We start from the raw sequence: 12,138 nt of genomic DNA, 5'->3' as shown, positions 1-12,138 counted from the left end.
AAGAACTGTAGAAAGGGGTACGACCGATGACTAACGAACAAATGATTGAGGAAATTCTCGACAAAATGAACATCATCAACCGCGGCGCTATCAAAGCGGAAGAATATAACCGTGCCGACGCCTCGGCCGTCAAAGAGATTTACGACTACGTGATGAATCGTTCATCGTTGTCGATTTCTGAAGTGGATGGAATCGTCGAAGAACTCGGGCAATTGACGTAACTAGATGATACAAAAAGGAGTGGACCCGTTGAGAGGTCCACTCCTTTTGTATTAGAGGCCGGCGTATTGCCGATTGAATTCGATTAACGCCTCTTTTGCCGCAAGCTGCTCGGCTTCTTTCTTCGATCGGCCGATGCCTTCCCCGACGATGTCGTCAGACAGACGGGCGTGGGCGACGAACTCCCGGCTATGGGCCGGCCCGCGCTCTTCGATAATCGTGTACGAGACGGGCCCGAGCCCTTCGCGTTGCACGCTCTCTTGGAGCTGGCTCTTATAATCAGTCTGTTCTTCAAACACACCGGCTAAGACTTTCGGAAAAACCGCTTCGGCGAGGAACTGTTCGACTGGTTCAATCCCTTGGTCCAGATAGAGCGCACCGATGTAGGATTCGAACACATCGGCGAGTAACGCCGGACGCTTGCGACCGCCGGTCAACTCTTCGCCTTTCCCAAGCAAGATAAAATCAGAGAAAGCATAGGCTTCCGCGAAGTTGACGAGTGACGGCTCACAGACGATGGCCGCCCGCAACTTCGTTAATTCCCCCTCGGAGCGCTCCGGATACGTCTCATACAAAAACCGAGACACCGTCAACTCGAGCACCGCGTCGCCTAGAAACTCTAAGCGCTCATTGTCTTTTTTCAGACCGCGTTGTTCGTTGACGTATGAGGAGTGGGTGAACGCTTGCATCAATAAATCTTGATTCGTGAATCGAACGGATAGCCGTTCTTCAAGTGTCTTGAACTGCTCGAGAATCCGAGACCGTTCGAGCTCATTTCGTCGGCGTCGTTGCGCCGACCCTTGACGGTCAAACCGTCGCTTGTCCTTTGTCATAATTCCCTCCGTGAATAAGCACAAGCCCACCGCTCATGACGAGCGGTGGGAGGCTTGATTACAATTTAGTTTCGATGTAAGCGACAACGTCGCCGACAGTTGCAAGTTTCTCTGCATCTTCATCTTCGATTGTGATATCGAATTTGTCTTCAAGGTCCATGACCATTTCCATAACTTCGAGCGAATCCGCACCGAGGTCGTCTTTGAATGATTTGTCGGCTGTGATCTCAGATACATCTTTCCCGAGTTTCTCTGCCACTGCTGCTTGTACGTCTACTAAGATTTGTTCTGTTGTCATGATAAAATCCCTCCAAATTAAAGTATATAAAATGTGATTCGATTGGTAAAGTTCTGATTTTAAGCCATCGTCATCCCGCCGTCAACGGCGATCGTCTGACCCGTCACGTAAGCCGCCTGGTGTGAAGCGAGGAATGAGACGACGTTCGCCACGTCTTCGACTTGGCCGAAGCGGTTGAACGGGATTTGTCCGAGCGTCGCCTCACGCTGGGCGTCGGTCAAGGCATCGGTCATGTCCGTCTGGATAAATCCAGGACAGACGGCGTTCACCGTGACATGGCGTCCGGCGAGTTCACGCGCGACTGATTTGGTCAGGCCGATTAGCCCGGCTTTCGCCGCCGCATAGTTGGCCTGTCCGGCGTTGCCCGTGATGCCAACGACCGAGGCGATATTGATGATGCGGCCCGACTTCGATTTCAAGAGCGTCCGCGTCGCAGCTTGCGACGTCAAGAACGCACCTTTCAAGTTCGTCGACAAGACATCGTCAAAGTCAGCCTCTTTCATGCGCATGAGCAGACCGTCACGCGTGATGCCCGCATTGTTGACGAGGCAATCGATGCGGCCGAACGTGTCGACCGTCGTCTTGATGAGCGCCTTCACGTCATCCGCGTTTGAGACGTCCGCTTTGACGGCGATGGCCTCGCCCCCGTTCGCTTCAATCTCACTGACGACAGCCTTTGCTTTCTCAACACTACCCGAGTAATTCACGACGACCCGAAAGCCGTCTTCCCCTAAACGCTTCGCGATGGCGGCCCCGATCCCCCGGGACGCGCCTGTCACGATTGCTACTTGGTCATGCACGTACTTCTCCTCCTAACGCGGCCACCTCTTCGAGCGTCGTCGCCTGTTTGATCGTCACGTTCGCGTCGATTCGCTTGATGAGACCCGACAATGGCGACGTCGGACCGAATTCGATGAACGTGTCGACGCCAGCGTCGATCGCTTTGCGGACACACGCCTCGAATCGGACCGATGCGTACAGTTGCTCGGTGAGGAGTGCTTTCAATTTCTCCGGGTCGGTGTGGACCTCGGCATCGACGTTCGAGATAATCCCGATCGCCGCCGGTTTGAACGGTGACGAAGCGAGCACGTCTTTGAACCGCGTCGCGGCTGGCATCATGTACGAGCTGTGGAACGCACCAGAGACGTTGAGCGGTAAGACGCGTTTCGCGCCGGCCTGTTTCAAGTCCGTCTCGGCTTGTTTGACCGCGTCGACGTGTCCCGAGATGACGAACTGACCCGGACAGTTGTAGTTGGCGATTTGTACAAGGTTCCCGCTAGCACTGATTTTCTCCGTCACATGGAACGCCTCGTCGACATCGGTCATCCCGATGACGGCTGCCATCGCCCCATCCTTCACTTCTGACATGAGCTTACCGCGTTCGTGGACGAGCACGCTCGCCTCTTCCAAATCGATGACGCCGGCGATGACGAGTGCCGCATATTCTCCGACGCTGTGACCAATCACCATGTCTGGCGCGGCCCCTGTTTTGGCGTGAGCTTGTGCGAGTGATGCCGCATGCGCCACGATGGCCGGTTGGGCCAGTTCTGTCCGTTGAAGCTCTTCTTTTGATCCTGCCGCCATGGCGTCGAGTAAATCAAATCCGAGGCGACGGCCGATCGCGTGCAGTTGCTCAGGATTGTCGAGGAACGTTTGGCCCATGCCGACGGCTTGTGACCCTTGTCCTGGAAATACCCATGCTGTTTTCCCCATGTACTCACCTTCTTTGAATTAGTTTGTAGCTTTGGCTTGCTTGATCTTCGCGACGACGTCGTGATCGACCATGATTTTCGCCTGTTTGAGCGCGCTCATGATGGCGAGCGCATCGCTCGAACCGTGCGCTTTAATGACCGGGGCGTTGATGCCGAATAACCCGGCTCCACCGTGTTCCCGATAATCTAATGTTTGTTTCAATCGTTTCAACTTCGGTTTTAAGACGAGAGCGGCGAGCTTCGAGACGAAATCGCTCGTGAACTGCTCTTTCATCATCTTCATGAGCATCGATGACGAGCCTTCGACACCTTTGAGCAAAATGTTTCCGGCGAACCCTTCGGTGACGATGACGTCCACGTCACCGGACATCGCCTCACGTGCTTCCACGTTGCCGACAAAGTGGACCGGTGCTTGTTCAAGGAGGGGGTACGCCTCTTTCGTGAGGGCGTTTCCTTTCCCAGCCTCGGTCCCGATGTTCAGTAGCGCGACGCGCGGGCGCTTGACGCCGCGGACGTGCTCAGCGTAGAGCGAGCCCATGATCGCATAGTCGACCAAGTGCTCAGGCTTAGCGTCCGGGTTGGCCCCGACGTCTAAAATGACGACACCGCTACCCGTATATGTAGGGAACGTAGGTGACAACGCGGGACGCTCGATGCCGGGAATCCGTCCGATGACGAATAGTGACGCCGCCATGAGGGCGCCGGTATTCCCAGCCGAGACGAGGGCGTCGGCCTCTCCGTCTTTGACGAGTTTGGCCGCCACGACGAGCGAGCTGTCCTTTTTACGGCGGACGGCCCGGACCGGCTCATCGTCTCCGGTGATGACTTCACTTGCCGGAACGATTTTGATTCGCGGGTCGGTCAACCCATAAGAGGCGAGTTTGACCTCATCTCCGACTAAAAACAGTTCCATTTGCTCATTCGGGAACGCGTCGGCAAACTGTTTGACGCCTTCCACGATTGCTTTCGGGGCATGATCCCCGCCCATTGCATCGATTGCTAATTTCATGCCTGTTCCTCCTCACCGCGACGATAGATCGTGAAGTCTCCGCTAAAGACACACTCTTCGCCGACATAACTATCCACTGTGACGTCCGTTCTTCCGTCCCGACGTAGTTTGATTACACGAGCCTTGGCAACGACTCGCTCTCCAAGATGGACCTGGCGACTAAACCGGATGTCCGCTTTAGTGGTCAACGCCAATTCATCATTGATGAGCGCCACCGCTAACGAGTTGGCCTGGGCGAACAATACGTGTCCCCGGGCGATCTCGTTGCGGCTAAAGACGTGTTCTCTCTCAATGTCGAGAACCGAGATGGCCGATTCATCGAGCTTCAAGTCAATCATATCACCGATGACCTCGCTCATGGCGAGCGACTTCACTTCATCGAGGTGTTCTGAGGCAACGTGCTTGATCCGTTCTCTCACTTCCGGAATCTTTAACTCCATCCGATCGAGTCGAATCGTTTGAATACTGACTGCAAACTGTTTCGACAGCTCTTCGTCTTTGATGAACGGGTTGCGATCAATCGTTTCTTGCAATAAGCGTTGCCGCTCTTTCTTAGGTACCCGCATTCAGTTCCCTCCTAAACTCTATGCTAAAGAACTTAATACCTGGTACTAATAGCAGTATATATTCTTTAGATTTTATTTTCAAGTGTTGTTTGTCATTCCAATCGTTCTCCGACGAGTAAGTCAAGTCGTTTCAAATAGTGTCGGAGCGGGGCATACGTCGCCTCGTTCCAAAACGCCTCGCTCCCGAGCAGCCGGACGGCGTCTTGCATCGCCACTTCCATCACTTTTAAATCGAGTACTGGATCAGCGACGCGGAAGCTTGGCAGACCGCTCTGGGCCGTCCCAAAGAAGTCACCGGCCCCGCGGAGTTCCAAGTCTTTCTCGGCGAGCACGAATCCGTCATTCGTCTCGGTCATCGTCTTTAAACGAAGTTTCCCGACGTCGGACTTTGGATCCCCTACCAATATACAATAAGATTGATCGGCGCCTCGACCGACACGCCCACGCAGCTGGTGCAGTTGCGCCAAGCCGAATCGTTCGGCGTCGTGGATGATGATGAGCGAGGCGTTCGGCACGTTCACCCCGACCTCGACGACCGTCGTCGAGACGAGGATTTGGAGGGCGTTGCTAGCGAAAGCCTTCATGACCTCGTCTTTCTCGGTGCTCGACAGTTTACCGTGCATGAGACCGACCGCATAATTCGGGAAGCGCTCCCGTAACATGTCGTAGAGCGCGGTCGCGCTCTCGACTTCGAGCGTGTCCGATTCCTCGATGAGCGGCGCGATGACATACGCTTGACGTCCGAGGGCGAGCTCACGGTTCACCATCGCATGGACCCGGTCAATTTGATCGGTCTTGGCCCAATACGTCTCAATCGGCTTCCGCCCGGCCGGCATCTCATCAATCGTCGAGACGTCCATCTCCCCGAAAGCGCTGATGGCGAGCGTCCGTGGAATCGGCGTCGCTGTCATATAGAGCACGTCGGCGAGTTCCGCCTTGTCACGGAGCATTTTCCGCTGTTCGACCCCGAACCGGTGTTGCTCATCGGTGATGGCCAGATGCAGACGCGAAAACTCGACCGGCCCTTGAATCAAGGCGTGCGTCCCGACGATGATATCGACGTCGCCGTCTTTAATCGCCTGGAGCAATTCGTTCCTAGCCTTGCCTTTGACCGAACTCGTCAGTAGCCCGACGCGCATGCCGTAAGGTTCGAACAGCGCCTGCAACGAGGCGAGATGCTGTTCGGCCAAAATCTCCGTCGGGACCATGAGCGCCCCTTGATAGCCGGCGCACACCGTCGCATACAAGGCGATCGCGGCAACGACTGTCTTTCCGCTCCCGACATCCCCTTGTAACAACCGATTCATCCGTTCTGGCTTTTCTAAGTCGCCGACAATCTCCCGGATGACACGTGTCTGTGCCCCTGTCAACGGGAACGCGAGCTGTTTGACGAACTCGTTCAACCGCTGCTTGTCGAGCGTGAGCGCGCGCCCTTTCCCCGCCCGCTCCATCTTACGGAACGCCTGGAGTTTCAATTGATAGAGCAGACACTCTTCATAGACGTAACTTCGGCGTGCCTGTTTATACGTCTCGACCGAATCAGGGAAATGCATCCCTTTCAACATCGTCTCCCGGTCCTCGAGACGATAACGTTGCCGAATCGATTCGGGCAGGCGATTCTCGAACGAGGTCGTCTGTTCGAATGCGAGTTTGACGATGCGTCCGAAATTCTTTTGGGTCAGTCCGGCCCGGAGCGAATAAATCGGTTGCAACCCATCGGAGAGCTCACCGAACTCGAGGTCGGTCGCACTGATCGTCATCCGGTTCATATCCCATTTCCCTTTGACCGTCACCGTGGAGCCGAGCGCGAGCTTGTCTTTATAAAAGGCCCGGTTGAACATCGTCACGTGGACGACGTAGCGCTCCTCGAGCAACAAGCGGAATTGGAGCCGGTTCTTGCCTTTGCTGTAATAGCGTACGAGCGGTGCCGCCTGTACGGTGCCGCTCCATTTGACGAGGTCGCCGTGAATGGCCGTCGTCACCGTGCCGCTATTATAATTTTCATAACGAAACGGGACGTGCTCCAGCACGTCCTCGATTCGTTCGAGACCCATCGTCTCTAATTTTTTGGCCATCTCTGGCCCGACCCCTTTCAGCGTCGTCAACGCCTCACTTCTGGACATTTTCTTTCTCTCCAAAGATGTTTCGTTCGAGACGGCGTGCCGTCGGCGTATTGGCGAGACCACCACGCGCTGTCTCTTTCAACGCGGTCGGCATCATCTGACCAATCTCATGCATCGCGGAAATGACCTCGTCGCAAGGGATGCGGGACGTGATTCCGGCGAGTGCCATATCGGCCGCAACGATGGCGTTCGCCCCGCCCATCGCGTTCCGTTTGACGCACGGTACCTCGACGAGCCCAGCTACTGGATCACAGACGAGACCGAGCATGTTTTTCAGTGCGATTGCAAACGCCGTCGCCGATTGTTCCGGCGTCCCGCCGGCCGCTTCGACGATGGCCGCGGCGGCCATCCCGGTCGCTGATCCGACTTCCGCCTGACAACCACCAGCCGCTCCCGAAATCGAGGCGTTGTTGGCGACGACGAAGCCGAACGCTCCTGACGTGAACAAGTAGCGGACCATCGCGTCACGGTCCATCTCCAGACGTTCTTTGACCGCAAACAACGTACCCGGTACGACACCGGCGCTTCCGGCGGTCGGGGTCGCGCAGATGCGTCCCATCGCCGCGTTGACTTCATTCGTGCCGATCGCTTTTGCGACCGCATCTAAAATCAAGTCTCCGGCGAGCGATTTGCCGGAACGGATATAGTCGGTCATGAGCACGGCATCGTTCCCCGTGAGACCCGTCACGGACGTCACGCCTTCGAGTGCCCGGGCGACCGCTTCTTCCATCACTTCTAGATTGCGCTCCATCATGCCGACGACTTCTTCCCGCGTCGAGCGTCTGACGTGCACTTCTTGCTCGATCATCACTTCTGAAATCGGAATGCCTCGCTCTGTTGCCGTTCTGACTAATTCTTCTACTGATTTAAACATATTGGTTTCTCCTTATTCCCCAAAGATGGCTACCCGCTCGATTTGAGGTAACCGCTCAATTTCCGCTAACACGTCTTTTGACAGATGTTCATCAATCTCAATCGCCATAAGCGCTTGCTTGCCTTTCTCGTGACGACTCACTTCCATATGCCCAATATTCAACTCATGCCGGGCCAAGATGCCGGTCACGGCCGCGATCGCCCCGAAGCGATCATGGTGCAACACGACGAGTGCCGGACCACCGCCTGACAGTTTGAGCGGGAATCCGTTCAACTCGGTAATCTCGATCGTCCCGCCGCCGATTGAAATCCCGACGATTTCGAACGTTCCATCCTCGTCCTCGAGGTGGACCCGGGCCGTGTTCGGATGGTCTGTCAACGCATCGCTCGTCTCAAAGACGACCTCGATGCCGCGCTCTTTGGCGATATCGAGTGCTTGCGGGATGCGCAAATCGAACGTATCGAAGCCCATGATGCCGCCGACGATGGCGACATCGGTACCGTGCCCCCGATACGTATCGGCGAACGACCCATAAAACGTGATGTGCGCGAGCCGTGGCGTACGCCCGAACAACTTCCCAGCCATGAGGCCGATGCGCGCGGCTCCGGCCGTATGCGAACTCGAAGGACCGACCATGACCGGACCGATGATATCAAACACACTGCGATATTTCATCGCATTTCCCCCTTTCAAAAAAACCCTACCTTCATTATACAGAAGGTAGGGCTGAGTTACAGCTTATTCCACACTAAAAATGTAGGAGTAGAGCGGTTGTTTCCCGTCATGAACCTCGATTTCAATCTCGTCGTTCTTCGACTCGATATACGCCGAGAGTGCTGCGACGTCTTCCGCTGACGAACCTTCGCCCGTCAAAATCGTGATGATTTCGTCATCGGCATCCACGAGCGCGTCGACAAGCGCTTTCGCCGCTTCGAGGCTCGAAGCCGATGAGGCGACGATTTTCTTCTCGGCAATCGCCATGTGGTCGTCTTTACGAATCTCGACACCGTCGATGCTCGTATCACGAACCGCATACGTCACTTGACCAGACTTGACGGCGCTTGCCGCAGCCTTCATGACGCTCTCGTTCGTTTCCACATCCGCTTCCGGATTGAAGGCGATCGCTGCCGCGAGTCCTTGTGGCACCGTCTTCGTCGGAATGACCGAGACGCCGCAAGGTGCGACCGAGGCCGCTTGTTCAGCAGCCATGATGATGTTCGAGTTGTTCGGGAAGATGAAGACGTGATCCGCGTTGGCCGCTTCAATCGCCTTGACGATATCTTCCGTCGATGGGTTCATCGTCTGACCGCCCTCGATGACGTGGGCCGCCCCGAGTGAACGGAACAATTCGCTGACCCCTTCGCCCATCGCGACCGTAACGATCGCGAACGGCGCTTTCGCCTTCGGAGCCGTCGGAGCAGCCGTTTGAACGCCGTGCTGGTTGGCGCCATGCTCTTCTTCTAAGATGGTCGAGTGCTGTTGACGCATGTTCTCGATTTTGACAGCGACGAGTTCCCCGTAACGCTGTCCTTTCGTGATGACGTCACCTGGCGTCTCGACGTGAACGTGAACTTTGAGCAACTCTTCGTCTGCGACGACGAGGAGCGAGTCACCGATTTCAGACAATTCATTGCGGAACGCGTCCTCGTTGAACGGCGCGTCCTTCAATTTCTCGTCTTGGAACCGGACCATGATTTCCGTGCAATAGCCGAACTCGATGTCTTCCGTCGACATGAATCCTTGCGCGGCGTGGGCATGATGTTCAGCTTCAATGAGCGCATCCATGACCGGTGCATGTGGTTTCTCAAGTTCTTTGCCTTCGAGGCTTGCGAGGAACCCTTCATAAATGACGAGCAAGCCTTGGCCGCCTGAATCGACGACGCCGACTTCTTTTAAGACCGGCAATAAGTCCGGTGTCCGTTCGAGTGAAGCTTTCGCTTCGACAATCACGAGTTCCATGAACTCGTTGAAGTCGCTCGTCGACTCTGAAGCACGGAGCGCTTCGTCGGCCGCTTCACGAGCAACCGTCAAAATCGTTCCTTCAACCGGTTTCATAACCGCCTTGTATGCCGTATCGACGCCACGTTTCAACGCTTCGGCGAAATCGACTGTCGACACTTCTGTCTTGCCTTCGATTGCTTTACCGAAACCACGGAACAACTGGCTCAAAATAACGCCCGAGTTCCCACGTGCCCCCATCAAGAGACCGCGTGCAAACTTCGATGAGACGTCAGCGATATTCGCCGAGTTGAGTGCGGCCACTTCTTTCGCACCCGATGTCATCGTCAAATTCATGTTCGTCCCCGTGTCGCCGTCCGGCACCGGGAAGACGTTAAGCGAATCTACATAATCCGCATTCTGGCTCAAGTTGGCTGCACCGTTCGCGACCATGTTCGCGAACACCAATCCATCTAAACGTTTTAAACCCACACCAAATCCTCCTTCGTTCTCGTCAGTCATTCGTCAGACGAACGCCTTGTACGAATATGTTTACCGACGAAACGTTTAATCCTAAAGTTTCACCGAGCGTGTATTTTACACGGCTTTGCACGTTGTATGCGACTTCCGACACTTTCGTCCCGTAGCTTACAATGATGTGCATGTCGATATGTACGTCTTCTCCATCTTGACGTACGACCACGCCTCGGGCGTAGTTTTCACGTTTCAATAGTTCTGCGATCCCGTCTTTCAATTGAGCTTGAGACGCCATTCCCACAACGCCGAAACATTCCATCGCCGCACCGCCTGCGAGTGTCGCGACCACGTCGTTCGTGATGTCAATATTGCCATATGTTGTCTTCATTTCAATTGCCATATGGAGTAGCCTCCTTTATTCGGAATGATTCCTTCACTACATTCTACAATAAGTACCTAGTTATTAAAAGAACCTGCTCCATAAACTCGGTCAATTGTAGCCGTAACCCTCATTCATTATTAAAATCCTTTCCAGTAATGTCAAGTTTTTTTCTTGTCATCCTATGATTTTCTAGTTGCATCGTGAAAAAACCCGTGCTAATATAAACGAGTGTCTATTAGGACGAACCCACATAAAAAAGGAGGGGAAACGCATGGCACGTAAATGCTACGTAACAGGTAAATCACCTAAATCAGGTAACAACCGTTCGCACGCACTCAACAAGACAAAACGCACTTGGGGTGTAAACGTACAAAAAGTTCGTATTCTCGTTGACGGTAAACCTAAACGAGTTTGGGTTTCAGCTCGCGCTCTTAAATCAGGTCTCGTTGAACGCGTATAATTTTTATACACGAACGAAATAAATCCCAGCGGCATTCGCCGATGGGATTTTTTTGTGTTCATTTTTTGACATACAGCACGAGCACCATGCCTTCGTGCACGATCAAATCCGCCGCTTCATCGTCCCATTCGTTCGAGATGGTGAGCGCCTCATGGCTGACGACATCGTGACGGTCGAGCGGATATTTGACGCCGCGGATGGTCACGTTCGCCTGCTTCCATGGGATGAGCGACAAATAGTGACCGTCTTGACGCGGGAGTTCATAGCGTCCCGACCCGACGAGTCGTACCGTCTGCCCTGCCGTGACGAGACGCATCTCCGGATACGCCTCGAGCAGACCGATATTGCTGAGCGTCATATCGAGCCGGCCGCCGAGCGCACCGTAGACAATCATCTCCGTCGCGCTATGCCCCCGTGCCGCCTCGAGAGCGATCTCGAGGTCGGTCACATCTTTCTCAGATGGATAGCGGACGGCGTCGATCGGCACTTCGCCCGTGAAGGAGTCGAAATCGCCGACGACGAGATCTGGGTTCAGCCCGTGGTTCAACAGTGTCTCGTACCCCCCATCGACGCCGATGATGTAATCGACGTCACGCGGGAGTCCCGAGATTGGTTCCGGGCTGGCCGCCACAATCAACACCCGCATTAGCGGACGTCCCGGGTCGCGAGCGTCGCGAAGCGCGGCGCCGAGACGAACAAGAGGACGAGGACGACGGCCGACACGAGGAAGGACGGGAGCATGTACGTCATGTTATAGGCGAACGAGTAGGCGACGACCGGACCTTCCGCGTATTCGGCGAAGAAGACGATCCCCGACAAGACGTGGGCGCCGTAACGAAGCAGTGAACCGAGGAGCGCGCCGAGCACCAAATAAACGACGAGCGTCTTTTTCGCCTCATCCTTGGCGGCTCGTTTCACTTGACCAGCAAACAGTCCCGCCATCCCGACGACACCGTAAGCGAACGTGTAGTCGAGCAGGAACTGGACAGGCGTGAAGATATAGGCCCCGAACAGCAGTTGCAGCGTTCCGACAAGTGCACCGGTCGCAAGTCCGCCTTTCAAACCGTGACGATACGCCATGACGAAAATCGGCAACATCGCCAAGCTGATTGACCCGCCTTGCGGCATCCGGAACGGGATGAGCAAATCAAAAATCAAACCGAGTGCGGCGAACAATGAGATTTCAATGAGCGCCTGTAATTTTAAACGTTGTTTCATCTATTTCCCTCCTTAAAATATGAGCGAAC

At 54.9% G+C, this 12,138-nt stretch carries 15 protein-coding genes; 2 read left to right on the top strand and 13 right to left on the bottom strand.

The window, feature by feature from the left end; all coding sequences use genetic code 11:
- The first annotated feature begins 26 nt into the window (after positions 1–26).
- Positions 27–221, top strand: coding sequence for a DUF1128 family protein (locus tag KNP84_RS06985; protein ID WP_021067093.1), 195 nt, complete (start codon positions 27–29; stop codon positions 219–221).
- Between the two features lie 51 nt (positions 222–272).
- On the opposite strand, the gene rnc is transcribed toward KNP84_RS06985, so the two are convergent.
- The 11 genes from rnc to KNP84_RS06930 form a co-directional block, all read right to left on the bottom strand.
- Complete coding sequence (gene rnc, locus KNP84_RS06980; RefSeq protein ID WP_021067092.1) at positions 273–1,052, bottom strand: ribonuclease III; 780 nt, start codon at positions 1,050–1,052, stop codon at positions 273–275.
- Positions 1,053–1,110: 58 nt separating this feature from the next.
- A complete protein-coding gene (gene acpP / locus KNP84_RS06975; RefSeq protein WP_021067091.1) occupies positions 1,111–1,350 on the bottom strand; it encodes an acyl carrier protein in 240 nt (79 codons plus the stop codon).
- 59 nt (positions 1,351–1,409) lie between these two features.
- On the bottom strand, positions 1,410–2,150 hold the full coding sequence (fabG, locus tag KNP84_RS06970; protein ID WP_021067090.1) for a 3-oxoacyl-[acyl-carrier-protein] reductase: 741 nt from the start codon (positions 2,148–2,150) through the stop codon (positions 1,410–1,412).
- Positions 2,143–3,063, bottom strand: a complete 921-nt coding sequence (gene fabD, locus KNP84_RS06965) for an ACP S-malonyltransferase (protein WP_021067089.1) — start codon at positions 3,061–3,063, stop codon at positions 2,143–2,145. The genes fabG and fabD overlap by 8 nt, the downstream gene beginning before the upstream one ends.
- Before the next feature lie 18 nt (positions 3,064–3,081).
- Complete coding sequence (gene plsX / locus KNP84_RS06960; protein WP_021067088.1) at positions 3,082–4,071, bottom strand: phosphate acyltransferase PlsX; 990 nt, start codon at positions 4,069–4,071, stop codon at positions 3,082–3,084.
- Positions 4,068–4,637, bottom strand: a complete 570-nt coding sequence (fapR, locus tag KNP84_RS06955) for a transcription factor FapR (protein WP_021067087.1) — start codon at positions 4,635–4,637, stop codon at positions 4,068–4,070. The genes plsX and fapR overlap by 4 nt, the downstream gene beginning before the upstream one ends.
- A 92-nt stretch (positions 4,638–4,729) precedes the next feature.
- Positions 4,730–6,760, bottom strand: coding sequence for an ATP-dependent DNA helicase RecG (gene recG, locus KNP84_RS06950; protein WP_215114529.1), 2,031 nt, complete (start codon positions 6,758–6,760; stop codon positions 4,730–4,732).
- The gene (gene sdaAA / locus KNP84_RS06945) at positions 6,747–7,634 is read right to left on the bottom strand and encodes an L-serine ammonia-lyase, iron-sulfur-dependent, subunit alpha (protein WP_021067085.1); all 888 of its coding nucleotides are present in this window, start codon (positions 7,632–7,634) and stop codon (positions 6,747–6,749) included. Before sdaAA ends, recG begins: the two co-directional genes overlap by 14 nt.
- Before the next feature lie 12 nt (positions 7,635–7,646).
- Entirely contained in the window at positions 7,647–8,309 is a 663-nt protein-coding gene (gene sdaAB, locus KNP84_RS06940; protein ID WP_021067084.1) for an L-serine ammonia-lyase, iron-sulfur-dependent subunit beta, read from the bottom strand.
- 63 nt (positions 8,310–8,372) lie between these two features.
- Positions 8,373–10,064: a DAK2 domain-containing protein gene (locus KNP84_RS06935; protein ID WP_215114528.1), complete on the bottom strand. Its 1,692-nt coding sequence runs from the start codon at positions 10,062–10,064 to the stop codon at positions 8,373–8,375.
- Positions 10,065–10,086: 22 nt separating this feature from the next.
- Positions 10,087–10,449 (bottom strand): Asp23/Gls24 family envelope stress response protein, encoded by a 363-nt coding sequence (locus KNP84_RS06930; RefSeq protein ID WP_016509701.1) that lies wholly within the window; start codon positions 10,447–10,449, stop codon positions 10,087–10,089.
- 253 nt (positions 10,450–10,702) lie between these two features.
- On the opposite strand from KNP84_RS06930, the gene rpmB reads away from it, so the two are divergent.
- Entirely contained in the window at positions 10,703–10,891 is a 189-nt protein-coding gene (gene rpmB, locus KNP84_RS06925) for a 50S ribosomal protein L28 (protein WP_015881349.1), read from the top strand.
- A gap of 58 nt (positions 10,892–10,949) precedes the next feature.
- Here rpmB and KNP84_RS06920 read toward each other — a convergent pair whose 3' ends face one another.
- Entirely contained in the window at positions 10,950–11,537 is a 588-nt protein-coding gene (locus KNP84_RS06920) for a thiamine diphosphokinase (RefSeq protein ID WP_215114527.1), read from the bottom strand.
- Positions 11,537–12,109 carry an energy-coupled thiamine transporter ThiT gene (thiT, locus tag KNP84_RS06915; protein WP_021067081.1) on the bottom strand — a complete coding sequence of 191 codons (573 nt, stop codon included), beginning with the start codon at positions 12,107–12,109 and terminating at the stop codon, positions 11,537–11,539. Before thiT ends, KNP84_RS06920 begins: the two co-directional genes overlap by 1 nt.
- Between the last annotated feature and the right edge of the window lie 29 nt (positions 12,110–12,138).

Source organism: Exiguobacterium sp. s70, assembly GCF_018618315.1.
Taxonomy (GTDB): Bacteria; Bacillota; Bacilli; order Exiguobacteriales; family Exiguobacteriaceae; genus Exiguobacterium; species Exiguobacterium chiriqhucha.
The sequence above is the reverse complement of the archived record's forward strand: the minus strand, read 5'-3'. Positions and strand labels throughout refer to the sequence as shown.